The 24,431-nt window shown below is 44.1% G+C and carries 22 protein-coding genes; 10 read left to right on the top strand and 12 right to left on the bottom strand.

The window, feature by feature from the left end:
* Positions 1-68 precede the first annotated feature (68 nt).
* Together PLE34_RS06650 and pepT are read left to right on the top strand one after the other, a co-directional pair.
* Entirely contained in the window at positions 69-1,022 is a 954-nt protein-coding gene (locus tag PLE34_RS06650; RefSeq protein WP_324555171.1) for a site-2 protease family protein, read from the top strand.
* A gap of 31 nt (positions 1,023-1,053) precedes the next feature.
* A complete protein-coding gene (pepT, locus tag PLE34_RS06655) occupies positions 1,054-2,382 on the top strand; it encodes a peptidase T (RefSeq protein ID WP_324555173.1) in 1,329 nt (442 codons plus the stop codon).
* A gap of 94 nt (positions 2,383-2,476) precedes the next feature.
* On the opposite strand, the gene gcvP is transcribed toward pepT, so the two are convergent.
* Together gcvP and PLE34_RS06665 are read right to left on the bottom strand one after the other, a co-directional pair.
* Positions 2,477-5,392, bottom strand: coding sequence for an aminomethyl-transferring glycine dehydrogenase (gene gcvP, locus PLE34_RS06660; RefSeq protein ID WP_324555175.1), 2,916 nt, complete (start codon positions 5,390-5,392; stop codon positions 2,477-2,479).
* Positions 5,393-5,564: 172 nt separating this feature from the next.
* The gene (locus tag PLE34_RS06665; protein ID WP_324555177.1) at positions 5,565-5,795 is read right to left on the bottom strand and encodes a sterol desaturase family protein; all 231 of its coding nucleotides are present in this window, start codon (positions 5,793-5,795) and stop codon (positions 5,565-5,567) included.
* A 51-nt stretch (positions 5,796-5,846) separates the two neighbouring features.
* Here PLE34_RS06665 and PLE34_RS06670 point away from each other — a divergent pair, with 51 nt between their 5' ends.
* Complete coding sequence (locus PLE34_RS06670; RefSeq protein WP_324555179.1) at positions 5,847-6,374, top strand: YkgJ family cysteine cluster protein; 528 nt, start codon at positions 5,847-5,849, stop codon at positions 6,372-6,374.
* A gap of 372 nt (positions 6,375-6,746) precedes the next feature.
* Here the strand turns inward: PLE34_RS06670 and PLE34_RS06675 are convergent, their stop codons facing one another.
* Genes PLE34_RS06675 through PLE34_RS06685 form a run of 3 tightly spaced genes read right to left on the bottom strand, consistent with a single transcriptional unit; the run spans position 6,747 to position 11,509 of the window.
* Positions 6,747-8,792 carry an OmpA family protein gene (locus PLE34_RS06675; protein ID WP_324555181.1) on the bottom strand — a complete coding sequence of 682 codons (2,046 nt, stop codon included), beginning with the start codon at positions 8,790-8,792 and terminating at the stop codon, positions 6,747-6,749.
* A gap of 27 nt (positions 8,793-8,819) precedes the next feature.
* Positions 8,820-9,818, bottom strand: coding sequence for a PorP/SprF family type IX secretion system membrane protein (locus tag PLE34_RS06680; RefSeq protein WP_324555184.1), 999 nt, complete (start codon positions 9,816-9,818; stop codon positions 8,820-8,822).
* A gap of 32 nt (positions 9,819-9,850) precedes the next feature.
* Positions 9,851-11,509 carry a T9SS type B sorting domain-containing protein gene (locus PLE34_RS06685; protein WP_324555186.1) on the bottom strand — a complete coding sequence of 553 codons (1,659 nt, stop codon included), beginning with the start codon at positions 11,507-11,509 and terminating at the stop codon, positions 9,851-9,853.
* Positions 11,510-11,791: 282 nt separating this feature from the next.
* Between PLE34_RS06685 and PLE34_RS06690 the strand changes: the two genes are divergently transcribed.
* A complete protein-coding gene (locus PLE34_RS06690; protein ID WP_324555188.1) occupies positions 11,792-12,226 on the top strand; it encodes a CBS domain-containing protein in 435 nt (144 codons plus the stop codon).
* An 81-nt stretch (positions 12,227-12,307) separates the two neighbouring features.
* On the opposite strand, the gene PLE34_RS06695 is transcribed toward PLE34_RS06690, so the two are convergent.
* Entirely contained in the window at positions 12,308-12,589 is a 282-nt protein-coding gene (locus PLE34_RS06695) for a DciA family protein (protein WP_324555190.1), read from the bottom strand.
* A gap of 153 nt (positions 12,590-12,742) precedes the next feature.
* On the opposite strand from PLE34_RS06695, the gene PLE34_RS06700 reads away from it, so the two are divergent.
* Positions 12,743-13,465, top strand: coding sequence for a YebC/PmpR family DNA-binding transcriptional regulator (locus PLE34_RS06700; RefSeq protein WP_324555192.1), 723 nt, complete (start codon positions 12,743-12,745; stop codon positions 13,463-13,465).
* A 37-nt stretch (positions 13,466-13,502) separates the two neighbouring features.
* Entirely contained in the window at positions 13,503-14,297 is a 795-nt protein-coding gene (locus PLE34_RS06705; RefSeq protein WP_324555194.1) for a carbonic anhydrase, read from the top strand.
* Between the two features lie 371 nt (positions 14,298-14,668).
* Here PLE34_RS06705 and PLE34_RS06710 read toward each other — a convergent pair whose 3' ends face one another.
* Together PLE34_RS06710 and PLE34_RS06715 are read right to left on the bottom strand one after the other, a co-directional pair.
* On the bottom strand, positions 14,669-15,985 hold the full coding sequence (locus PLE34_RS06710; RefSeq protein ID WP_324555196.1) for an acetylxylan esterase: 1,317 nt from the start codon (positions 15,983-15,985) through the stop codon (positions 14,669-14,671).
* Positions 15,986-16,264: 279 nt separating this feature from the next.
* Positions 16,265-17,626 (bottom strand): acyl-CoA dehydrogenase family protein, encoded by a 1,362-nt coding sequence (locus tag PLE34_RS06715; protein ID WP_324555198.1) that lies wholly within the window; start codon positions 17,624-17,626, stop codon positions 16,265-16,267.
* Between the two features lie 70 nt (positions 17,627-17,696).
* Here PLE34_RS06715 and PLE34_RS06720 point away from each other — a divergent pair, with 70 nt between their 5' ends.
* Positions 17,697-17,951 carry a hypothetical protein gene (locus PLE34_RS06720; protein WP_324555199.1) on the top strand — a complete coding sequence of 85 codons (255 nt, stop codon included), beginning with the start codon at positions 17,697-17,699 and terminating at the stop codon, positions 17,949-17,951.
* A gap of 145 nt (positions 17,952-18,096) precedes the next feature.
* On the top strand, positions 18,097-18,468 hold the full coding sequence (locus tag PLE34_RS06725) for a helix-turn-helix domain-containing protein (protein ID WP_324555200.1): 372 nt from the start codon (positions 18,097-18,099) through the stop codon (positions 18,466-18,468).
* A 28-nt stretch (positions 18,469-18,496) separates the two neighbouring features.
* Here the strand turns inward: PLE34_RS06725 and PLE34_RS06730 are convergent, their stop codons facing one another.
* From PLE34_RS06730 to PLE34_RS06740, 3 genes are all read right to left on the bottom strand, one after another.
* The gene (locus tag PLE34_RS06730) at positions 18,497-19,318 is read right to left on the bottom strand and encodes an ATP-binding protein (RefSeq protein WP_324555202.1); all 822 of its coding nucleotides are present in this window, start codon (positions 19,316-19,318) and stop codon (positions 18,497-18,499) included.
* A gap of 148 nt (positions 19,319-19,466) precedes the next feature.
* Positions 19,467-19,874, bottom strand: a complete 408-nt coding sequence (locus PLE34_RS06735) for a helix-turn-helix transcriptional regulator (protein WP_324555204.1) — start codon at positions 19,872-19,874, stop codon at positions 19,467-19,469.
* A gap of 22 nt (positions 19,875-19,896) precedes the next feature.
* Positions 19,897-20,124: a helix-turn-helix domain-containing protein gene (locus PLE34_RS06740; RefSeq protein ID WP_324555206.1), complete on the bottom strand. Its 228-nt coding sequence runs from the start codon at positions 20,122-20,124 to the stop codon at positions 19,897-19,899.
* A gap of 75 nt (positions 20,125-20,199) precedes the next feature.
* Here PLE34_RS06740 and PLE34_RS06745 point away from each other — a divergent pair, with 75 nt between their 5' ends.
* Positions 20,200-20,451 (top strand): hypothetical protein, encoded by a 252-nt coding sequence (locus tag PLE34_RS06745; RefSeq protein ID WP_324555208.1) that lies wholly within the window; start codon positions 20,200-20,202, stop codon positions 20,449-20,451.
* A gap of 883 nt (positions 20,452-21,334) precedes the next feature.
* On the opposite strand, the gene PLE34_RS06750 is transcribed toward PLE34_RS06745, so the two are convergent.
* Positions 21,335-21,856, bottom strand: a complete 522-nt coding sequence (locus PLE34_RS06750) for a KdsC family phosphatase (protein ID WP_324555210.1) — start codon at positions 21,854-21,856, stop codon at positions 21,335-21,337.
* 382 nt (positions 21,857-22,238) lie between these two features.
* Between PLE34_RS06750 and PLE34_RS06755 the strand changes: the two genes are divergently transcribed.
* Complete coding sequence (locus PLE34_RS06755) at positions 22,239-24,353, top strand: right-handed parallel beta-helix repeat-containing protein (RefSeq protein WP_324555212.1); 2,115 nt, start codon at positions 22,239-22,241, stop codon at positions 24,351-24,353.
* The last annotated feature ends 78 nt before the right edge of the window (positions 24,354-24,431 follow it).

Raw genomic sequence — 24,431 nt, forward strand, 5'->3', positions numbered from 1 at the left:
TAATTAATTATTCAAATTAATAACTTATTTTTTGATTTAACACGCAATATACGTGGAAACACAGGCGAATGGCAAATGATCAAATAACAGATAATCGCGGCAGGCATCATAAAAAGCCAGTACCGGCAGAAATGATCAGCACCCGGCGAACCTGGGTGAAGACGATTATCAGCTTTATACTGTATGTTGGCGTATATTATTATTTTTTTCATGATAATATAAAATGGCTTATTATACTTACCTCCGTTATTCTTTTGCATGAAGCCGGTCATTTCATTGCTATGAAAAGCTTTGGATATAAAGATGTACAGATGTTTTTTGTGCCTTTTGTCGGTGCGTTTGTTTCGGGTGAACCACGGGTGGTTTCGCGCCGGCAACGTATTATAACCCTGCTGGCAGGACCCGTTCCGGGTATGCTCATCGGGCTGGTATTTTTTTTGATCTTTCTTCAAAATCAGCAGCCTGTATATTACCAGCTATCGTTTGTGCTGGTAATGCTCAATGCATTTAATCTTTTGCCGGTTACACCTTTAGATGGAGGACAGTTGCTTGAGAATATCTTTTTCCGCGCAGGAGAAAAAATACAACTGGCTTTTCTTATTGTATCTGCCCTGCTCTTGTTTTACCTGGCATTATACACCCGCAACTATTTAATCGTATTTATTGTGTGGATCATTGTTATACGCTACCGGAGCATCAGCACCATCAGCCGGGTGAGGGACACGCTGGACAAAGAAAGCCTGTCGTATCATACCACCTTTGGAACACTTACCGATGAAGCATATATGGCAATTAGGAAAACGATGATAAAACATATTAAGGCCCTGAAACAATATGATCCGGAAATTGTTTCAACTGATGAGGAAGCTGTGGTGGCACATCTTAATAAAATATTAGTTCCTCCTGTACAAAACGAAATAACTTTAAAAGGAAAACTTCTTATTGCTATACTTTGGATTATGCTGATGATCATTCCCTTTGTGGTGTATAGCAAATATGCGCCCGGATATATACTGGAATAAGAGCAGCAGTTTGAAATAACGGATGTGCTGATTGAAATGTCTTTTGCTGATCTTTGCCTTAGTGTTATACGTTAAAGAAAAAGCAAAAAATAACAAATTAAATATCAATGCCATGTTCAGTGATTATGCGTTTACGGTAACAGAGAGGTTTATGCGCTATGTTCAAACCGACACCCAGTCGGATCCTCAATCATCATCATTTCCTTCAACCGAAAAGCAAAAGAACCTTTCACGTTTGCTGGTAAAAGAATTGCAGGCGATGGGTATTACCGGTGCGGCGCTGGATGAGCACGGGTATGTGTATGCTACGCTTGCATCCAATACCGGGAAAAAAACACCGGTTATTTGCTTCTGCTCGCATGTAGATACTTCACCTGATTGCAGCGGCCAGGGAGTGAAACCGCTTTTACACCGGAATTACGATGGGAAAGATATTGTTTTACCGGACGATACCAGCCAGGTAATGCGCGTAGCCGACCATCCTTACCTGCAGCAAAAGACAGGCGAAGATATTATTACCGCCTCCGGAACCACTTTGCTGGGAGCCGATGATAAAGCTGGAGTGGCGGTGATCATGGATATGCTGCATTTTTTCGCTACACATCCTCATGTAAAGCATGGCACTATTAAAATATTATTTACGCCCGATGAAGAAATCGGAAGGGGAGTGGATAAAGTGGATTTGAAAAAGTTAGGCGCCGATTTCGGCTATACTTTAGATGCAGGCGAACGTGGCGTATTTGAAGACGAGACTTTTTCGGCGGATAGTGTTACCATTACTTTTAATGGTGTGAGCGCACACCCCGGCTATGCTAAAGGTAAAATGGTAAACGCTATAAAAGTGGCTTCCGCTTTCATAGCATCGTTACCCCGGGATTGGCTGTCTCCCGAAACCACCGAAGGCAGGGAAGGCTTTGTTCATCCCGTTCATATTAACGGCATTGCTGAAAGCGTAAGCATCCAGTTTATTCTGCGCGATTTTATTACAGCAAAATTGCAGGAGTATGCATCCCTGTTACAGCAAAAGACAGATGAAACGCTTGCACATTTTACCGGTGTTACGGCAACACTTGAAATAAAAGAGCAGTACCGCAATATGAAAGAAATACTGGACAAATATCCGAAAGTAAGTGAGTATGCAATAGAGGCAATACAAAGAGCGGGAATAGCACCTGTATTGAGCAGTGCAAGAGGCGGAACGGATGGTTCCCGTTTATCTTTCATGGGTTTACCCTGCCCTAACCTTTTTACCGGCGAAATGGCCTTTCATGGTAAGCACGAATATGTGAGTGTGCAGGATATGCAAAAAAGTGTTGAAACCATTGTGCACCTGGCAATGATCTGGGAGGAAAAAGGGTAAGATGAAATTCACTATTGACCCTGACTATTGACCTTTTCACAAAAGGATACGTCATATTATGGTTAACCCAACACTATGTGTTGTACATCATCTCTTAACCCTTTTCCGCTTCCATATAGCTTTCTACAGGCTCACAGGTGCAAACCAGGTTTCTGTCGCCGTATGTATTGTTTATCCGTGAAACGCTTGGCCAAAACTTATTGCTGGTAATATACGAAAGGGGGAAAGCGGCTTCCTGCCTGCTGTAAGCCTGCTTCCATTCATCGGCGCATACGGTATGCATGGTATGCGGCGCATTTTTAAGCGGGTTATCTGTTTTACTGATCTTTCCCGATTCTATAGCTTTAATTTCGTGATGGATGCTGATCAGGGCTTCACAGAACCGGTCTAACTCCGCTTTATCTTCACTTTCCGTAGGTTCAATCATAATGGTTCCGGCAACGGGAAAGCTCATGGTGGGTGCATGAAAGCCATAATCCATCAATCGCTTGGCTACATCCTCCGCTTCCACTCCTGAACTGGTTTTAAAAGGCCGAAGGTCTACTATAAACTCATGCGCACAGGTGCCATTAGCGCCGAGATACAGGATATCAAAATACTTTTCCAGTCTTGCCCTCATATAGTTGGCATTTAAAATGGCATATTCCGTTGCAGCTTTCACTCCTTCCGCTCCCAGTAATTTTATATAAGCATAGCTGATCAGCAATATAGATGCTGAGCCATAGGGGGCAGCACTTACCGCTCCACGGGCATCCGGCAGTAAGGAATATTTCTCTTTAATTGTTCCGTTATAATTGTTGATATGAGCGGGCAGGTAAGGGGCAAGATGTGCTTTGGCGCAAATAGGCCCCATACCCGGGCCGCCGCCGCCGTGCGGAATAGCAAAGGTTTTGTGCAGGTTAAGATGGCATATATCTGCACCAATGGTTCCCGGCGAGGTTAAGCCGCACTGTGCATTCATATTGGCGCCATCCATATATACCTGTCCGCCATTGTTGTGTATTATCGCGCATATTTCTTTAATGCTTTCTTCAAACACGCCATGGGTAGAAGGATAAGTTACCATCAGCGCAGCAAGTGTATCCTTATATTTGGCGGCTTTCTCTTTCAGATCGGCAACATCTATATGTCCTTCTTCATCGCTCTTTATTACCACTACTTTCATGCCGGCCAGTACTGCCGAAGCGGGATTGGTACCGTGGGCAGAAATAGGGATAAGTACCACATCCCGCTTTTCATCACCTGCGGCTTTATGGTATCTTTTTATGGTAAGCAAACCGGCATATTCGCCCTGCGCACCGCTGTTGGGCTGTAAACTACAGGCATCAAATCCTGTAATAGCGCAGAGATACTCGCTTAATGCATCAATAATATGCGCATAGCCCTTTGCCTGGTAAGCCGGCACAAAAGGGTGAATATGCGCAAACTCCGGCCAGCTTACAGGCATCATTTCCGTGGCGGCATTAAGTTTCATGGTGCAGCTACCCAGCGAAATCATGGAAGTAATAAGGGAAAGATCTTTGTTTTCCAGTAACCTGATGTAACGCATCATTTGGCTTTCGCTGTGATGGGTATTAAATACCGGATGAGTGAGGTACCTGCTTTTGCGGATGGCATAATCCGGTATATTGTCGGGTAAATCGTCTTCACTAAAGGTAAGCGATACCCCGCTATGTCCTGAAGCTTCCGCAAAAATATAAAGGATGTCGAGCACGTCTTTTTGCGAAGTGGTTTCATCTATGGAGATACCCAGATGCTTTTCATCAAAATACCTGAAATTCACTTCATTGGCTTCCGCTATGGATTTTATTTTTGCAGCGCTGGTTACCGCTATTTTAAGTGTATCAAAGTAATGCTTATTGCCGTTGATATAGCCCAGATCATTTAATCCGTCTGATAAAGTTTTTGCCAGAACCGTTATTCGTGTAGCAATGGCTTTCAGCCTTTCCGGCCCATGATATACAGCATACATTGCCGCCATATTGGCCAGCAATGCCTGAGCGGTACAAATATTGGAAGTGGCTTTTTCTCTTTTAATATGTTGTTCCCTTGTTTGCAAAGCCATTCTCAGCGCCCTGTTGCCCTGGGTATCAATGCTTACACCTATTATCCGTCCGGGCACGATCCTTTTAAACGCTTCCTTTGTAGCGAAAAAACCGGCATGTGGCCCGCCAAATCCTACAGGCACACCAAAACGCTGTGCAGAGCCCACAGCCACATCGGCGCCCAGTTCACCAGGGGCAGTGAGCAGCGTAAGCGCCAGCAGGTCGGTAGCCATTACCACATATCCGTTAACAGCGTGTACCGCACTAATAAAATTCCGGTAATCATTTACCGATCCGTTATTATCAGGATACTGAACTATAGCGCCGAAAAAATGCTCATCTATGGCAGCGGTTCCATATTCTCCAAATACAAGTTCCACACCTATTGGTTCAGCGCGGGTCATAAGCACATCAATGGTTTGGGGAAATAAGGCTGTATCTACAAAAAACCTTGGTTTGGCAGGTGCGCCTGATTTATTTACCTGATGAAACAGCATAGACATCGCTTCGGCTGCGGCGGTGGCTTCATCCAAAAGAGAAGCGTTCGCAAATGGCAATGCCGTAAGATCGGCAATCACTGTTTGAAAATTAAGCAGGCTTTCCAGTCTTCCCTGTGAAATTTCTGCCTGGTAAGGCGTATACTGTGTATACCATCCCGGGTTTTCAAAAATATTTCTTTGTATCACCGAAGGGGTTATCGTTCCATAATATCCCTGCCCTATATATGTTTTAAATACCTTATTTAGCTGTGCCGTTTTCTTCAATTCCTGCAAATACTCATATTCATTTTGGGGCGCCGGGAGAGCGGGCACCGAAGGGATGCGTATAGCTGAGGGTACCGTTTTTTCAATAAGTTCATTCATCGAAGAAACGCCAATGGTTCCAAGCATTTTTTTCCGGTCAGCTTTATTGGGGCCTATATGCCTGGAACGAAACTCATTTGCCTGTAAATCAAATACATTCATATAAACAGCATTGAACTTTTTATAAAAAGATGTGCAAATTTAGGATGAAAGCATCAGATGTGAAGCAGATTGTGCAAAGCTGGCAAACGATTGTGGATAAGCTTACGCATTGTTTTTTTTATTCCCAGGGGGAAGCAATACAACGTTGAGATTTCCGCTATCTTCAACGTCTTTATTGCCTGGATTGTGTAAGCGGTTGCGTTAAGCCATATTTGATGGGCAGATAATCTTCCGCGTGCAACTCCGGCTGAAATGTGCCAAACATTTTATCCCATATAATTAAAAACATACCCATGTTCTTATCCAGGTATGTAGGATTAGAAGCGTGATGAACACGATGGGTTCCATCGTAATATGATTGCAAAAATAACGGATTGCAGGTGTAATCTGGCGTATCTTGCATTTTGTTTGGCAATTGCTTAACCTGCCGTGTAGCGTTAATGATATTTTATTGATGGAAGAACATACAAAAAACGGTTCAGCTTTTACATCCGGCAAATGGAAGGATGCAGAATGGCAAAAGAAGTCTGCTTCCCAATATAAAGCTTACGCCCGGATGCTGCAAAAAGGCGATAAGAATCAAATATTGAAACGTTTACCTGACTTGCATGAAGCTGCTTTTGCCGCTATAGATTGCCTGAACTGTGCCGCCTGTTGTAAAAATTACTCTCCCCGTTTTAAAACACCGGACATAAAACGCATCAGTAAACATCTCAGCATGAAAGAAAGCAGGTTTATTGACACTTACCTCCGGCTGGATGAGGATGGTGATTATGTGGTAAAGCAAACACCATGTCCTTTCCTTGGTGATGACAATCGCTGTAGTATTTATGATGTTCGCCCCTCAGACTGCGAGCGGTTTCCATATACCAATGAAGATGTTCTTGTAAACCGCGCCCGGATTACTTTAAAAAACGCCACGTTTTGTCCTGCTGTGTTTTTTGTATTGGAAAAACTCCTGGAAGCGAAGCAGAATGTTTAACTGTGAACTGAAAGAACGACAAAATAACAGCGAATGGGATAGCTCAATAGATTTTCCGGCATTGCGGGCACAGGGATGTTGTATAATTGACTAAACGATGAGCGATCAGCCCCTGGCGTAAGGTATAGGGATAGGGTATAGGGTATAGGGTTGTGAGGTGTAAGTGTACTTAGCTGCGGTACTGCTATTGCGCTCCTGCGTCACACTCTTCTCCTGTGTTAACGCTATGCAACTTTTGCACTGCCGGACAACCCTGTCCCGTCAAGGCCGGGATCATAGGAGCTATCAGTTGCTCTTGATCAGATAAGTATACTAACCACAGGCTGATTGTTTCTCACTTTTCACGTCTCACGCCTCATTTTTCACTACCGACTATTCACTCCTCACCACCCTGTATTCCACCCTCCTGTTCTTTTGCCGTGCAGCAGGGTTGTCTTTACCATTTATTTTTTCCGGTTCCAGCGGGCAGCATTCGCCGTATGCCTTACCCACCAGGCGATCTTTGCTGATGCCTTTTTTAACTAAGTAACGGATACAGGCGTCTACCCGTTTTTGTGCCAGCTTTATATTGTAGGCTTCCGAACCTTTACCATCGGTATAACCGCCTACTTCAATTACAACGGAAGTGAATTTGTGCATGAATGCGGCAAGGGAATCCAGCTCGTACGAAGAGGTATTTCCCAGGGATGACTGGTTAAAAGAGAATTTGGCTAAGGTGGCGGATTCGCTTAAACCGGATCCTTCCTGCTCTGTTGCAGCTTGTGTTACTAAGGAAAGGCATAGGTTATTGTTATTAACCGTAGCTGTTCCGGCTTCAAAATATACTTTATAGCTTTCATTGGCAGGATAATATCCTTCCTTTTCGGCTGTGATCTCAAAGCGGGAACTGTTTTTCAGCTCAAAGCTATAGCTGCCATCACGATTGGTTTGCTGTTTGAGCAATACCTTTCCTGCCTGCTTCGGATCCTTTATGGTTAAGGTCACACCGGCTAAGGGCTGGTTGCTGCTGCAGTCTGTAATTAAACCGGTTACGTATTGCGCGTTGTCCTGGCGCACGGCAAAAAGCTCAAGACAACAATCTGTTGCCCGGTCGGAGCTTAGCCAGCCCGTATTCCACAGGTTGTCATCATCGGTGCTTATAAAATACAGGTCATCTTTGGAAGAATTGATGGGCTTACCGGCATTTACAGGCTTGTTCCAGTTGGATAGCTGGAAATCTCCCTTCGCCGAAAAAATATCATATCCTCCCATGCCCACATGACCATTGCTCGAAAACAAAAGCGTTCTGCTGGTTTGATGATAGGAGGGAGCGGTTTCATCTCCGGCAGTGTTCACAATATTACCCGCATTGGTAACCAGTAAGGCATTAAAATTAGTGTCTAAGGCGGCATACCATATATCGTATTTACCAATGCTTCCTTTACGGTTGGAGGAAAATAAAAGATATTTTCCGTCTGTAGTAATAAAGGGCTGCGCGCTGTTCGATCCTCCCATATTTACAGGTTCGGGTAAAGGCACGGGTTTTGTCCAGCCGGTATCCGTTTTATCTGAACTGTAGATGGCCGATGTGGTAACGCCGTTGTTTACCATCCACCGGGTAAAGAACATTTTCTTTCCTTCTTTTGAAAAGGTAGCTAACCCGTTGTGGATACCCGGGGCTTCATCTATCGGAATCATTTTTTCTTTTCCGGTTATAGCATCTTCCCCGGCCGCTTCATATAAGCGGGCAACAAACAGGTCATTCTTTTTATCTTCATGCATAGCGGTGTAAACGGTATTGCCCGGTTGGGAGGCCGACAGGGCATAGGCAGCAGCATTCGCCGGCATGGCTTTGCGGGTAACAAAAAAGCCATCCCTTTCTTTTAATAATTGTTCTCTTATGAATTTAAGGTTTTCCAGCTCTTTATCTGCGCCCACCAGCAATTCATCCATAGTGGTATACGATTCGCGGAAAGCGGTAATGGTATTAAATGCTTCCTCGTATTTTTGGTTAGCACGCAACGAAACGCCATACCAGTAAGGGCATGCGGGGTAAGCGCTCTTAGAAAAGGACATGGCTTCCCTGTACCATTTTTCAGCCACGGTATAATTATTGATAAGCCGGTAGCTTTCTGCCAGGCGGTATACCACTTCGTTATGAATATTCAGATTCGATTTTCCGGGTGCTTTCTTTTTTACCGCAAAGGGTTGCGACCGCGGTGTTGATTTTATTTCGGTGCCGAGGTATTTTTCGAAATACTGAATGGCTTCGTAATATCTTTTTTGTTTAAAGAGTTCTTCCCCTTTAATATAGTAACCGGGTTGGTCGGTTTGGGCAGGTGCAGCCAATGCGCAAAGCAAAAAAAGAATGATGGCTCCGGCACTACACGGTAGTAAAAACATTTTCCTGTCTGCCAGGCGCTTAAAGTTATTGTGCATATGCATTATCATTTACATGCCTCCGTTTTAAAAGCGGGGACAATAAAAAGGTTTTGTTTTCATACTGTTCTTCCGCCACCAGGTATAGGATAGCGATACTTCCACGCTGTTGCGGTTGATTTCCATCGCATCTTTAGTAGATACATTTGTATCGTAACTCATTCCTACGGTTATGCCCTTGTAATAAAAGCCGGCAAAAGGAGATATGGCATCCCCGAAACGCAGGTTAGCGCCAAACATCAGGTCAACCTGCTCGCTTGCGTTTACCTGCACATAAGCGCCGGCCATCTTTTCTTCTGTTTCACCCTGCCTCATATACAATACATTCGGCACAATATTCAACAGGTTAGATACAATGATCCTTGCCCCGGCATGCACGCTGTAACGTATGGGCATTGTTTCCTTATTGCCTCCTGCAATAAAGGGGTCCTTTGGCTGGGTGATATGAAAAGCTGAAAATCCGCCAAAGAGATTGACCTTTCTATCGGCTGTGGCATCATAATATACAAGTCCCGCGCCGGCATCAAATGAAAACACGTTCGGTTTGTAAAATACTTCGGATGAATGCGCTGAAGGATCGTAGCCGATGCCGGATACCCATTGTTCACCAAACTGCAGCTTGTTTACATTAAAGCTCCTGTTCAATACACCCGCCTGCATGGCCATTACCACGTAATGATCTTTAAACCTTACCCCGGTATAGGCAATGCTGAGGTAGGCATTGGTATAGTTATAGGCTTTATCGGACGAAGACTGGTTCAGCAGGTTAACGCCAAGGTTAATGTTTTTGCTGGTAGGCATTTCTGCCGACAATCCTTTGGTAGAAAACGTATTGCCATACTGGCTGCGCCATACAGCCGACACCCTGTAATCGCCCTCAATGGCGCCGGTAAGGGCTGGATTTAATAACATGGGCTGGATAAAATATTGCGAAAAATGCGGGTCTGCCTGTGCGTATCCGGATACTGGAAAGCCATAAGTGACCGCCATCACCGCCAGCAATATTTGAAATATGCTTTTCTTCATTTCTAAAAATTTATAATACCTCATTGCAGTTTTTATCGTATTAGCCGTATCGTACCCTTTTTTATAAAGGTATCTTCATTGGATAGCCGTACCTTAACCACGTATACATACAGGCCTACCGGCTGCGGGTTATTTTTATGCGTTCCATCCCAGCCTTTCTGGTTGTCTTTCGTTTCATATAGCATTACACCCCATTGATTGTATATTTTTATTTCAGCTGCGGTTACCGATGATCCGTATACCCTGAACAGGTCGTTCTTTCCATCGTTATTTGGTGTGAACGCGTTGGGTATAAAAAAGTCTTTGTTATCTACCTCCGTTTTTACACTGGCGGTATCTATGCATCCGTCTGCCGACCTGGCTATAACATAGTAGGTGCTGGTGGTATCATTAATAATAAAAGACTGGGTATTGGCCGTCTGATTGCTGAAATAGATTTCAGGTTTCCATCCAATCACTTCATAGGTGGAGCTGGCAGATGTGGTAAGTGTTGCAGGCGAACCCACCAGCATAGGGTTGGGGTTGGCTTTCAGCGAAACAGAAAATTCCCGTACCAGCACATTTACAATAGCTGTGTCTGTACAGCCTGCTTCATTTATAGCGATGGCTTTATAAATAGCATTACCGGCAGGCTGTACTACAATACTGTCGCCTGTTCCTGTGTTTTGCCATGTTATTTCGTTACCCGGTGAAGATGCTTTAAGGGTAACGGGCAAACCTTTACAAGCTACCACGGTATCGCTGGTAGATATAACCGGCTGGTCATTGAGCACCACGATCACAGGCGCCAGGTTGGTTGAGCAGCCACCTGCGCTTATACCGCGAATATAAAATGTATCACTTACTGCTACTGCCGTTGGAGCGCTGAGCGGCAGGGTGCCGGCTTCATCTGTAAAATAATGGTAGGTGAGCCCGCTGGTGCTGCCCGATGTTATAGAAGGGTCTGTTATATCTGCCGTGGGCGATCCGCAAACCGGCAAAGGATTGGTAATTACAAGCAGCGGGTCGCCTACATCAATATTGGTGGTAGCCGTGCTGGTACATGCCCCGCTGCTGAAGGTATAATTAACCGTATAGGATCCCGGGGTACTGGCTGAAAGGTTAACTGCTCCGGTAGCGGCATTAATAGATAACCCGGAAGCGGAACTGTAGGTTCCGCCGCTTAATCCTGTTAACGTTACGGTGGCAGTGCCCGTTCCGCAATAGGGCGACTGATCATAGCTGATGGTTACTTCCGGCAGGGGGTCTGTTTCAATTTGTACTGCGGCCGAAGTATTACTTTCAGCGCCGGAGTTTACGATCCTCCTGTACCAATGGGTTTGGCTTAATGCACCGGGAGCATAACCCTGGTTTGTTGCGTCATTGATATTGCTAAACCCTGTAGTTGCCGAGGTGGTGCTGCTTTGCCATTGAAAAGTGAAACTCCCGTTTCCTCCTGTAGGAGCGCTGCCTGTTAAAGCAGCGGGAGCGGTATGCTGACAAATGGACTGATCACTGCCGATGGTATTGTTACCTATTGCTGCCCATGATACGTTTTGAGCCTTAGATTGGCCGGTAAAGCTATTGTTGCCGTTCCTATTATTCGCGATAACCGGAGAGCCATGCATCTCCCTGGTTTTTTGCGGCCGGATGCCCGCGAAAGCAAACTGCGCACAAGCCACCAATGAAACTATAAGAAATTGGTTTCTCATTACTGTCAACAGGTATTGGATTACGATATTGGTCTTTCTTCAAAAGTTACTATGTACATTAACTTATAGCACCAGAAGTTATTGTATGTCAATATTTTTTTTTGATGATATTCAAAAAAAGATCATGGAAGCCGGCGTAAATGAACGGGAATATCCATTTCCGGTGGTTGTACAGCACAGACAACTACACGAATTTTCCGGATATCAAACAATTGTCGTATCTTTTGAACCATAATTCATCCTGCCCGCGTGATAGTTCATTTTTAACCAAAAACAGAGCATATGAGAACGGTTGCACACATTTTTATGCGCAAAGGGCATCACAATATTACCGTTGACCCCGGCATTTCCGTACTTGGCGCATTAAAGATCATGTCTGAAAGGAACGTTGGATCTGTAATTGTTATGGATGATGGCGGGAAATACCGCGGACTGGTAACGGAAAGAGATTACGCCCGTAAAGTGATATTACTTGGTAAATCATCAGGTGATACGCCTGTAAGCGAAATTATGCTGGAGCATTTACCTAAAATTACCCCCGAGCACACGCTTGAAGAATGCATGAGTATAATGACAGCCCATAATATCCGCTATCTGCCCGTTTTTAAAAACAATGAATTTTATGGAGTGATCTCGGTATTAGATATTGTAAAGGAAACCATACTTGCGCAGCAGGAAACCATTGACCACCTGCATAGTTATATACATTCCGTTTAGGAACGGATTCTATTGCCTGTCATTCTATACCGGTAAAAAAGAATAACACAAATAACGGTGGGGCTAAATAGCTTACCCCGATCAGCGGATCACGATTTCAGTAATAAGCCGCTCTCCAAGGGCTTCGTTCACGCGTTGAATGATCTTATCTTTCTGGAAAAGCAATTCATTTTTAAGGGGCGCCACGGAGGTAACGATAAACAGGGTATGATTCATGATCTGTATCTTATCGGTATACCGCGCAATGGTTTTACCCATCAGTTGCTCCCATATGTCGGTTATCTGCAGGGCCTGCATATTTCCCTTCAGCCTGCTTTTCTGAAGAAACAATTTCAACGCATCTCCCATGGAAAGTTCGCTCATACCGCTAAGGTAAGATGATTCCCGTATTTTTATTTTAAAAACGGAAATGTGTTTATTTTACCGGTTTTCCGCAGGGTGCAACCACTTCCTGTGTATAAAGCACGACCGGGCCGCAAACATTTTTCCCTCCATTACCTTACATTTGCAACACTTATGGGAAGAATATTTGAAGTACGTAAATCAACCATGTTTGCCCGGTGGGACCGCATGGCGAAACAGTTCAGCCGTATTGGCAAAGAAATAGCTATTGCCGTTAAAGCCGGCGGCCCCGACCCCACCACCAATCCCGCTTTACGCCGTTGCATGCAAAATGCGAAAAGCGTAAACATGCCCAAAGACAGGGTAGAAGCGGCCATTAAAAGAGCGCAGGGCAAGGAAATGGAAAACATTGAAGAGATATTATACGAAGGGTACGCTCCCCATGGCGTGGCGGTACTGGTGGAAACCGCTACCGATAATCATGTGCGTACGGTAGCCAATGTAAAATCACATTTTAATAAAGGCAACGGCACGCTGGGCAACAGTGGCAGCGTGGCCTTTCAGTTTAAAAAAATGGGCGTATTTAAGCTGAAGCCCGAAGGGCTGAACGCGGAGGATCTGGAGCTGGAATTGATTGATCACGGGCTGGAAGAATTGGGTGAAGGTACCGGCGAAAATGGCGAGGATATACTGGTATTGCGCACCGGCTTCACGGATTTTGGTAATATGCAGAAAGCGCTGGAAGAAAAACATCTTACACCCATAAGCGCCGAAGTGGAATGGATCCCTTCCACTACGGTGGAATTGCCGGAAGAGCAGGCGCAGGACGTGCTGAAATTAGTTGACCGCCTGGAACAAGACGAAGATGTACAGAAAGTATTTCATAACCTACAATAAGCAAAAAAGGCTGTCTCAAAAGGTCGGTATAGAAGATATGCCATTAAGACTCAAACCTGCCTGCCTGCAGGCAGGGGCAGGGGCACAAAGTCCTGATCTTCAGGTTTTATTTTCTTCGTGCCTTAGCGACTTCGTGGCAAAATATTACTTTTTAGACAACCCCGATGCACCTCCGTTTAATATGACCACCTACAGACAGATTTTTGAAAACAACAGGAAATGGGTCGCTTCCAAAACCGCTTTGGATGTTGACTTTTTTAAAAAATTAGCCTCTGACCAAAACCCGGAATATCTCTATATTGGCTGCAGCGACAGCCGTGTACCTGCCAATGAGATCATGGGGCTCGACTCGGGAGAAGTGTTTGTGCACCGCAACATAGCCAACCTTGTATGCGCAACAGATCTGAATGTAATGGCGGTGATCAATTATGGCGTGCGGTACTTAGATATAAAGCACATTATTGTTTGCGGCCATTATAACTGCGGTGGCGTAAAAGCCGCCATGCAGCCCAAAGACATGGGTATCCTTAATCCCTGGCTAAGAAATATCCGCGACGTTTACCGCCTGCATAAAGAAGAGCTGAACGCTATAACGGATGAAAAGCAACGCTACGACCGGCTGGTTGAGCTGAATGTGCAGGAACAGTGTGTAAACGTAATTAAATTAGCCAGCGTGCAGCAGGAATATGTAAAAACGGGGTATCCTATTGTACATGGCTGGGTTTTTGATTTGAAAACCGGGTTGCTTAAAGATCTGAACCTTGATTTCGAAAAAATACTGCGCGACATACAGGAAATCTATAACCTTACCGATACCAACTGGAAGCGGTAAAAGGTTGGTATCAGGTATCAGATTCAGGTGAGTAACTACTAACGATAGTATTCGTACTCCCTCTTTCACCTCTCTCTTCTCGCCTCTCATCGCGCTCTTGGTTGCATTCCCTTTCGGGTTTCGAAATTCCGGCTTCGGATTTTATAATTTGCGGTTTATGGTTTGTGGTTTATGGTTGCATTTCGCTTCGAATTTCGGACTTTCCGCTTCGGATTTGGCATTTGAAATTTATCCGCCCCGGCGGACAGGTTTGGTTCTTGTTATTTGTTTTTTAGTGCTTTGTATTTCTTTTGGGTTGCAAGTCACAAGTTACAGGGCATAGGGGCGCCCTCCTTCGGATTTCGGATTTACGGCTTCGGATTTGTAAAAATTTATTGTTCATTCAGTTTGCTTACTATCCAACTGTTCATTTTCTCACCCTGCTCCGGGAAAGTCCAGTGCCCGGTTTCAGGAACTATGAATAATTCTTTGGGTGCTGTAATTACATTGTAAGCTGCATACATAGATGTAGGCGGACAGGTTTCATCATTGAAGCCCAGGGTATATATTCCCGGCACTTTTAATTGTCTTGCAAAATTCACCACATCATAATACCCTGCAGTATTGATCTTCTCTTTGGTGTTGTTGAATGCAAGATTGTTTTTGTCAAATAAATGCGGCCACCCGCCGGCACGGCCTTTTAAATATCCTGTTACGTCGGATAAGGCAGGATACAATGCAGCCAGGAACTTAACACGGGGATCAAGTGCAACCGTTACAATAGATAAAGCGCCACCCTGGCTGCCTCCCATCACAGCAAGCTGCTTCCCATCATATTGCGGTAAGCCGGTTAAGAAATCATTAGCACGCACACAGCCCAGGTACACCCGCTTATAATAATAACGGTCTTTATCATCCAGGTTATAGTTCCAATAACCGGCCAGGGCGCCGGTAGCAAGATTATTATATACCGAAACATCCATATTAACCGGCACACCATGTATACCTATTTGAAAAGTAATGATCCCTTTTTCTGCATTAGCAATATCTCCGGCATAAGGCCGTACACCGGCGCCGGGTACCTGCAGCAATGCCGGGTACTTTCCTTCCTTTTTGGGTATACATAAAATACCATATAATCTTGTGCCTGGTTTATAATTCTGCAGGCTTACATGATACACATTTACATTTTCAGTGCATCGCTCCGGTAACAATGTCATTCTTGCATCAACGGGTATCGTTGCCAGCGCTGTTTTTGCATTATCCCAATAGGTGCTGAAATCTGATGGATTTTGAATGGCAGGATCTATTTGTAAGGGGTTGAAGGCTGCTGTTGCCAATCCCCTGTAGCTTTTGCCATTTACAATTGCAGTAGCAATACAACGTAAAAATCCAGGTGTTTTCATCGTGCCTCCATCTATATTAAGTATGCCGCTTGCTATAGTGAGGGAATCTTTTTTTATCGCTTCCATTTTCTCCGGGCCAATTTCATATTTCACTACAGCATCCTTCACTACATTGCCACTTTTTAAAACTGTAATGGTAAACTTTACTTTTTCACCAGGCTTATATTTCCAGTCAGTATGATCCGGGGCAACCACTACTTTAATCATTTGTTCAGCGGGTTGACCCTGGGTATAACCAATTAAAACAGAAAAAATAAGTAGCAGGGCAATGCGTCGAATGCTTATAAATATTATGGCAGACATATTAAAAATTTATTGAAAATAAGGATATTTTTTGAAGAGACGGAGCCGGCGCATCCCCTTTCGAAATTCCGGATGGATTTGAGGTATGAGCTAACGACAGGCTGAGCATTCTTTCTTTCACTTCTCACCTTTCACTTCCCCCCGGATTTCGGAACGGGGAGTTTATGATTTATTGTTTTTAGTTTACCGTTATATTTCTTCGGATTTAGCGCTTACGGCTTCGGATTTAAAATTTATTTGTTTCTTGTTTTTTGTGATTTGGTGCTTAGCCGACAGCTACTACACAAACGCGCTGAACCCCGTAATTGCCCTGCCCACGATCAGTGAGTTGATTTCTTTGGTGCCTTCGTAAGAATAAATGGCTTCCGCATCTGCTACGAAACGCGCTACGTTATAGTCAAGCAAAATGCCGTTGCCGCCCATTACTTCCCTTGCTTTGCTCACGATGTCGCGTGTGCGCAAAGAGCAAAATACTTTTGCCAGCGAAGCATGTTCATCTTTCAGTAAGCCCTGGTCCTGCAATTCCGATAGCCTGAATACCAGCGACTGCATAGCCGTGAGGTTAAAGAGCATTTCCACGAGGTGATTTTGGATCAACTGGTAAGACGCGATAGGTTTGCCGAATTGTTTTCTTTTGCGGGTGTAATCCAACGCGTTTTCATAGGCGCCCCTGGCACAGCCCACGGCCATCCATGCAACACCGGCTCTTGTCATTTGCAATACTTTGGCGGTATCTTTAAAGGAGCCGGCGCCCTGCAACCTGTCTTTTTCCATTACCTCGCAATTGTTCAGGGTAATCAACCCGTTCTGAACGATCCGCAATGCCATCTTTCCTTTTATCTTTTCTACGCTAAAGCCCGGTGCGTCTTTGGTAACCAGGAAGCCTTTCACCTGGTTGTCATCAACGTCTTTGGCCCATATAATGGTTACATCGGCAAAAGTGGCGTTGCCGATCCATTTTTTCTGCCCGTTTAATATCCATTGATCACCTGTACGTTTAGCCGTTGTGGTTAGTCCGCCTGCCGCGCCGGAGCCCACTTCCGGTTCTGTAAGTCCGAAAGCGCCAATGGCTTTAAACTGCTGCAGGCGCGGAAGCCAGTATGTTTTTTGCTCTTCCGATCCGCACAGGTAAATAGAGCCCATTGCCAGTCCGCTCTGCACGCCAAAAAAGGTAGCAATGGAAGCGTCAACCCTGGCCATTTCCATGGCAATAATGCCTTCTAATAAAAAAGATCTTCCGGGACAGCCATAGCCTTTATACGTAACGCCGCATAAATTAAGCGCGGCAAATTTTGGAATGATTTCAAACGGGAAATCATCGTGCAGCCAGTAATTGTTCACGATTGGGGCAATTTCTTTTTCCATGAATTCCCTCACCTTTAATTGAACGATCCTGTCTTCCTCATTGAGCCGGAGCGACAGCTCATAGAAATCGCCGTTTATTTCGGGTAATGCTTTTTTGGGTTTGCCATTGCTTTCCATCAGTTTTTGCAGTCCCTTCAACTGGTTATCATCAAGCCTTGAAAACCCTTCCATTAATTTTTGCAGGTCAACCTTTTTCGAGATCTTTCCCAACTGGTCAAAATCAATGGATTTAAATAGCTGGTATGCCTGCCTTATTTTACTTAGTGTTCCGGCCATAAACGATGATTTAAATACTGAATATAGTAATGTAGCTAAAGAACTATAAATGTAAACGAATTTGTGTTGTATGCCATGCGGGAGTAAATTTTTCCGGCGTCCCGCACGTGCGGATGGTTTCACGCAAAGGACGCGAAGGGGCAAAGTCTGCAAAGGAACATATACTAATTATAATAATGAGGGATGGCTTACCGACTATATTATTCACTATGCAAGTGAGGAAGAAACTGATCTGCACTGTAAAAACACGTTCGATGCGCAATGGAGGCTGATCGGGGTAGACCAGTATAGGCTTGACGATGGCAGTGATCATTTTAAAAAATAGTGTAATGCCCCCGGTATGCGGTAGAACGGGGAATAATGGCTTGTGCGGACCTGTATTGCGGAAAACAAAGATGGCAACCATATCCTTTAATATTTTATCCCGGATGACGTATTCATTTTTTTATATCTTTATCCAATAATTATATATGGCAACCACTACTTTAAAAATACTAAGAGAAGTAAAAGGCTATAAGCAGGAAGAAATTGCGGATGTGTTGGGCATAAGTCAAAACACCTATAGCCGGCTGGAGCGTGACCCCAAAAGCCTTACTGCCGAGCAGGCGCAAAAACTGGCGGAATTTTATAATGTTGGTATTGGTGATTTGCTCTCTGAGGCAATACCTGTTATTACCTTTCACCAACCTAAATTCGACAATTCTAATATCGCGTATTTTAATCAGGTTGAAAATGATTACCGGCAGCCCGGGAATATTTCCGAAATTAATTCACTTAAGGAAGAGATCGAATACCTGCGCCAGCAGAATAAGGAATTGATTAAAGCTTTGGGAAGGAAATAGTGGTATCAGCCGTTCTTAGTGTAAATAATTATTCAAATAGTGCAGACATCGTTAACTCATTTTGTATTAGATTTACTTTATAAATATTTTCTTTCACTCCATAAGTGGTGATCATAGTGAGGAAAATATTTTTTTTCGGTTGTGCCACACAGCGAAAAACTTTTATCTTTTTTTCAAGGTTGGCTGCGTATGTCTTATTAATAATGAATTCATCCCCGCAAAATTTCATTTCGCAAATATTAATACATCTGTCCGAACGATCAATCAAAAGGTCGATCTGTGCCCCTTCCTCTATTCCTGTTCCGTTATACCGCCAGGCGGCGGTAATTGTGTATACCCCTGTAATTCCCAATCCTGCTTTAATGGCTTCTATATGTTTGAGGCAAATGCTTTCAAAAGCATACCCGCTCCAGGTTTTCCATGAACTGGTTTCAGCCAGCCTGTTCCATGTGCCTTTACCTGTTTGCTTCCGGGTAGGTTCAATAAACTTTATATAAAATAAGGTGTATTCATCTGTTAACCTGTACAAACTGTCTTTTACTTTTTTGTTGAAAGGTATGACAGATGTAATAAAGCCTGATTCTTCCAGTTCCGTTAGTAATTGGGTAGAGCCGCCCCCTGTTTGTAACCCGACTGATATCATTATTTCGTTTCTGGTTAATCCGGTTGGTTTTCTCGCTAATGCTCTTACAATATCAATATGTTTCCCGGCATTTTCAAATAAGGCGTAAAATAAATTGTCAAATTCCGTTTTTAACAGCCCATCTTTTGTAAAGTAAATATTGTCAATGTTCTGAACGGCGCTTTGCCCTGCCTGTATTTCTTTAAGGTATTGCGGTATACCGCCCATTACCATGTACAATTGCAGCAGTTGATACCTGTCTAATTCTGCTTTTCTGCTTTTAAGATACTATACAAAAAAAGCAATTTTGGCGAAATATGAGTTCTATATTTCGCCAAAACTGTATAGAAAAAGTAGTTTTGGCGAAATATATTCCTTATTTTTTACCCAATAAACGAACCAGTAATTGATTGTTCTGATCCTGAAGCCGTTTGATCTCTTTTTTCAATAACCTGATTTCTTCCTCTTTGGCAGTCATTAGCATTTCAATTACCCGGGTGTCGTTCTGGTACAGGTTATGTACATAGGCATTGCTGCTGTTAAACGTGGTATTCGTGTACTCAAAATTTAGCTGAGAAGAAGGATTGGCAGGTAAAAACAAGACTGTGGGTGCATTATACAATTGAGAAAGCTTTTGCGCTATGTTATGATCTACATTTTCTGCTCCGGCTTCAATTGCTTCATATTCACCCGGGGATATTTGCAGTTCACCGGCTACATCCTCCTGAGTCAAGTTACGGTGAGTCCGGAATGTATATAATATGGGGTGTCCGTTTCCAGCCATGCTTAACGCTTTGGGAGCAGATTTAGAGACTTTCTACTTTTTTAAAGAAATCCGATAAAGAAATTTTAAAATGTTTACATATAGTGGATAGTGTGCTAATACTCAGGTTAGTCTTCGCCGTTTCAATCCTGCCAATATGAATATAGATGTCATTATACACAGCTTCCTGGGTGAGTCCTTCGTTTTCACGAAGCTCTTTTATTACAATTGCAATTTTCCTGAGCAATATTTTATCTCTAAGCTGTGCCATTACTATGTGAAGATGGGATGTAGGCAACGCTTCAGCAATGACGTATTTGTCATTATTTATTATCTTTAGTATCAGTTGGTAAAACAACTGCAAAGCAAATTGCAGCAGGCGCAGGGTGAGCTATCAAAAATAAAAAACAAGCTGAACCAGTTAGGTAATGGTGGCAGCGGCAGCAGTGATATGATAATGCCTGACTTTAAGCCCAAAGGGCAAAGGGCAAAAAGCTTTCTTCAAAGAATAGAGCTGGGCACTGATTTTCAGACCCAGCGGTCGAACCATTATTTTCCTACCACTACAGCTATTCGCTTACCGCCGGCTATAAGCTGAACGATAAAAGCATTATTGGTATTGGACTAAGCGGGAAAGTGGGCTGGGGTTTCTCCTTTCATAGCACTTGGTCATGAACTAATGCATGGGCAGATTTATAGAGATGGTACTAATAATCGTAATTATGCAAATTTCTTCCCGACGGGGTCTTCACAGTCAGGCAACTGTGTGAAGCGTGAGACCCCGGCGAATCGTTCAGCGCCATGGTTTCATAGCTGGCCCACAACGGCTGGTGATGAAAACCCCGGCGCGAATCAAGGATGCTATTGGAAATAGTGAGCGTATCTTGATGAAGAATTTAGTAACACCAGGGCACAGGCCTGGATGAACAAAAAGCAATGCTACCAAACCTGCGCCACTGGAGACGAAATCCGAAGGGAAATACAAAGCATCAAAAGACAAATAACAAGAACCAAATAAAATACAAAGTCCGAAGCATTAAATCCGAAATCCGATGTGAAAGCACCAAAAGCCAAATCACAAAAAACAAATAGATACAGATGGTTCGTGCCCCGCCGCGGCGGGCAGGCTCACCATGACAGGCAAAATTCAAATCCGAAGACAGAAATCCGAAGAAGAATTCAACAATAAACTACAAACGATAAACCACAAACCACAAACTGGGAAATCCGAAGCCGGAATTTCGAAATCCGAAGAAGGCTATCAGTCAGCTATCGGCAGAAAAGGAGTATTTATCCTATCGCTGCAGCTACACACCCTGCCCCCTGCAACTTGTAACCTGGGCCCTACCGTTAATGACGTTTATAAGTACCGTCTTTGCAAGGCGTAAACAAATGCTGGAAGTTAGAACAACTTATGCGCACCGAGCCTGCCCTGCGCCCTGAAACCTGCAACCTGAACCCATCTCAAATCATCTTCCCCCTCACACATTCCTCACCTCCGTATCCGTTTCCCACTGCCCGTTGATCTTTAATACCTTTTCAATAACATCTCTCACGCAGCCTTTGCCGCCGCTGCGGGGAGAAATATAATGCGCTATGGTTTTAATTTCAGTAACAGCGTCGGCAGGGCAGCACGCAATTCCCGCAGCCTGCATTACTTCGTAATCCGGAATATCATCTCCCATATACAACACTTCATTGGTGCTCAGCTTGTGCTGCGTTATATATGTATCCAGTTGCTCTTTTTTATGTTGCACCCGTTGAAAAAAATCAGTAATACCTAAAGTCGCAAGTCTTTCCTCCATAGGCAGGGAATGCGAACCGGTTATCACTGCTACCCTGTATCCTTTTTTTACCGCCAGTTGAAGCGCATAGCCGTCTTTAATATCCATGCGGCGGATAAGTTCATTACCGGGGAATACCCATACACTGCCATCGGTCAATACCCCATCCATGTCAAATGCAAATGTGGTTACGGATGCAAAACGTTCAAGTATGTTCATTTAAAAACGCTTAATTTTTTTGTAAGATCAACGATGATCATGCGATTAAAACTAAAGAATTTTAAATGATTTAAATTTGTTTCTGTAAATCATTTAAAGAATATGCCGGCCGTTTGAATAATAAATTTATTCTTTGATTCGCGCCGGGGTCTTCATCTACAGCCGTTATGGGCTAGCTATGACCCTGGCGCTGAACGAAATTGCTATTGATGATGTATCAGCAGCACCGAAAGTAGTCAATTCACTATTCCTCATTCAGGCCCAATCGTCTCACTTATCGCCCGAAAAGTAAGCGAGAAAGAATGCGCTCGCTGGCTGAACCTTTTCCCTACTGCCTTTACCAAAAACACTTATTTTTAACCAATCAACAATACTACTACCAGTGAAACAAAACCTTTGGTTTACCCTTTTCCTTGTCTTCAGCTTTTTATTATCCTTTGATGCAGTTGCGCAAAATATTTATATAGCACCCTCCGGAAATGACGGTAATCCCGGCACTGCTGAACAGCCGCTGGCAACGCTTACCGCTGCGAGAGACCGTATCAGGCTGTTGCGGAAACAAAACCCGGATGCCCAACATGCCTGGCAGGTCATTATCCGCAAAGGCGAATACATCATGCCGGAAACCTTAATGCTGTCGGTTGAGGATGGTGGTACGGAAGCTGCTCCTTTGGTTTTTAAAGGAGAGGAAGGCGTGGTTTTTTATGGCGGGTTTTACCTGAACAAATTTGAAAAAGTATCCGATAGCCTGTGGAAAACCGATGTGCCGGAAGTGCGGCGGTATGGCTGGCGTTTTGAGCAATTGTATATAAATGGTGCTCGTGTTACCAGGGCGCAAACACCCAATAAAGGATTTTACTCCCCGGTATCGGTTAAAGAAACGGTTATTGTTAAGGGGGAGGGGCGATCGCCGGAGCTGGCAGTTCAGCAAATTAAAATTCCTGCGGAAGCTGCGAACCAGATGAAAGATATAAGCGAAGAAGCGTGGAAAGATGTGGTGATCACTTTTTATCACCACTGGGACAATACCAAAAAACCTGTTCAATACTATAACGCCGCCGATACCTCCTTATATATTAGCGGGGAAGGCATGAAACCCTGGAACCCCATTACTACCGCCTCTCTGTTTGCTATTGAAAACGTGCGGTCTGCTTTGGATGCTCCCGGCGAATGGTTCCTCGAACGTTCCGGCACATTGTATTACCGCCCGCAGCCCGGTGAAACCATTGAGGGAACAACCGCTATGGCGCCCTTGCTGGATAAGTTCGTTACTATATCCGGCAATGAAAAAACCGGAGAAAAGGTGAGTGATATCCGTTTTGAAAATATTGCTTTCCGGGTAGCCGGTTACCGCATGCCCCCGGGTGGCGTGGAACCCGCCCAGGCGGCCGCTCCGGTGGCTGCAGGCATTGAAATGGATTTCGCCAGCCGGGTGTCGTTCATTAATTGCGAAATTTCGGGTACGGGTGGCAGTGGTATATGGTTCAGAAGGGCCTGCGATAATGGATTGATAGAACATTGTTATTTGCACAACCTGGGCGCAGGCGCTGTTAAAATTGGCGAAACCATTTTGCGTGCCAATCCTGAAGAAGTAACCCACCATATAAAAGTGGTGAACAACATAGCCCGGTCGGGGGGACATGTATTTCCCTGTGCGGTAGGTATGATCATATTTCATGGAAGTGATAATGAACTGCTGCATAACGAGATCTCAGATTTTAAATACTCCGGCGTATCCGTAGGCTGGGTGTGGGGCTATACGCCAAGCCCTTCCAAACGCAACCGTGTGGAGTATAACCATATTCATCACCTGGGATGGGGCGTATTAAGCGATATGGGCGGCGTATACACGTTAGGCGCTTCGGAGGGAACAACCGTAAGCAATAATGTTATCCATCATGTGTATTCACTCGATTATGGCGGATGGGGCTTATACACCGACGAAGGTTCAGAGGGAATTGTTATGGAAAATAACCTGGTATACAATTGCAAGAGTGCAGGATTTCACCAGCATTACGGGAAAGAAAACAGCATCCGCAATAATATTTTCGTTAATAGCATCAAATCGCAGTTGCAGGCAACCCGTGTGGAAGCGCATCGTTCCTTTTCGTTTACCCGTAACATCGTTTATTTCAATAGCGGCACATTGCTGAGCAGCAACTGGTCAACGGTTAATATGCTAACCGATGAAAATGGCTATTGGGATACCCGTGGCAATAACATTCTTTTTGGTAAAAAAACTTTTGCAGCATGGCAGCAGGAAGGTAAAGACAGCCGTTCGGTAATAGCTGATCCGGGTTTTATGGATGTTCAACATTTTGATTTCCGGTTTAAACACAAAAAGGTCATCAGCAAAATAAAGTTCAAACCTTTTGACTATTCCAAAGCAGGTGTATACGGTACGGATGAATGGAAGCAAAAAGCAAAGTTTGATGCCGCAAGGGCCGAAGCATTTGATAAGATGGTTGCGGAGCATGAAGCGAAGGCGGGCAAATAATGAGCTGATGCTTTTGATTTTTCCTATACCACTTACTGGTATCTTCCTTCCTGGTCTTTTAGAGCTTCTTTTAAAAGA

The sequence above is a fragment of the Agriterribacter sp. genome, assembly GCF_035445465.1.
Classification (GTDB): domain Bacteria; phylum Bacteroidota; class Bacteroidia; order Chitinophagales; family Chitinophagaceae; genus Agriterribacter.

Bases quoted from the DNA above. Each gene is read 5' to 3' on its own strand.
- PLE34_RS06740 (WP_324555206.1), bottom strand. From the start codon at position 20,124: ATGGCACAGCTTAGAGATAAAATATTGCTCAGGAAAATTGCAATTGTA.
- PLE34_RS06695 (WP_324555190.1), bottom strand. From the start codon at position 12,589: ATGAGCGAACTTTCCATGGGAGATGCGTTGAAATTGTTTCTTCAGAAA.
- gcvP (WP_324555175.1), bottom strand. From the start codon at position 5,392: ATGAATGTATTTGATTTACAGGCAAATGAGTTTCGTTCCAGGCATATA.
- PLE34_RS06730 (WP_324555202.1), bottom strand. From the start codon at position 19,318: ATGGGCGGTATACCGCAATACCTTAAAGAAATACAGGCAGGGCAAAGC.
- PLE34_RS06670 (WP_324555179.1), top strand. From the start codon at position 5,847: ATGGAAGAACATACAAAAAACGGTTCAGCTTTTACATCCGGCAAATGG.
- PLE34_RS06650 (WP_324555171.1), top strand. From the start codon at position 69: ATGGCAAATGATCAAATAACAGATAATCGCGGCAGGCATCATAAAAAG.
- PLE34_RS06675 (WP_324555181.1), bottom strand. From the start codon at position 8,792: ATGCACAATAACTTTAAGCGCCTGGCAGACAGGAAAATGTTTTTACTA.
- PLE34_RS06685 (WP_324555186.1), bottom strand. From the start codon at position 11,509: ATGAGAAACCAATTTCTTATAGTTTCATTGGTGGCTTGTGCGCAGTTT.
- PLE34_RS06735 (WP_324555204.1), bottom strand. From the start codon at position 19,874: ATGGCTGGAAACGGACACCCCATATTATATACATTCCGGACTCACCGT.
- PLE34_RS06665 (WP_324555177.1), bottom strand. From the start codon at position 5,795: ATGCAAGATACGCCAGATTACACCTGCAATCCGTTATTTTTGCAATCA.
- PLE34_RS06690 (WP_324555188.1), top strand. From the start codon at position 11,792: ATGAGAACGGTTGCACACATTTTTATGCGCAAAGGGCATCACAATATT.
- PLE34_RS06680 (WP_324555184.1), bottom strand. From the start codon at position 9,818: ATGAAGAAAAGCATATTTCAAATATTGCTGGCGGTGATGGCGGTCACT.
- PLE34_RS06720 (WP_324555199.1), top strand. From the start codon at position 17,697: ATGCCATGCGGGAGTAAATTTTTCCGGCGTCCCGCACGTGCGGATGGT.
- PLE34_RS06705 (WP_324555194.1), top strand. From the start codon at position 13,503: ATGCCATTAAGACTCAAACCTGCCTGCCTGCAGGCAGGGGCAGGGGCA.
- PLE34_RS06700 (WP_324555192.1), top strand. From the start codon at position 12,743: ATGGGAAGAATATTTGAAGTACGTAAATCAACCATGTTTGCCCGGTGG.
- PLE34_RS06715 (WP_324555198.1), bottom strand. From the start codon at position 17,626: ATGGCCGGAACACTAAGTAAAATAAGGCAGGCATACCAGCTATTTAAA.
- PLE34_RS06710 (WP_324555196.1), bottom strand. From the start codon at position 15,985: ATGTCTGCCATAATATTTATAAGCATTCGACGCATTGCCCTGCTACTT.
- PLE34_RS06725 (WP_324555200.1), top strand. From the start codon at position 18,097: ATGGCAACCACTACTTTAAAAATACTAAGAGAAGTAAAAGGCTATAAG.
- PLE34_RS06750 (WP_324555210.1), bottom strand. From the start codon at position 21,856: ATGAACATACTTGAACGTTTTGCATCCGTAACCACATTTGCATTTGAC.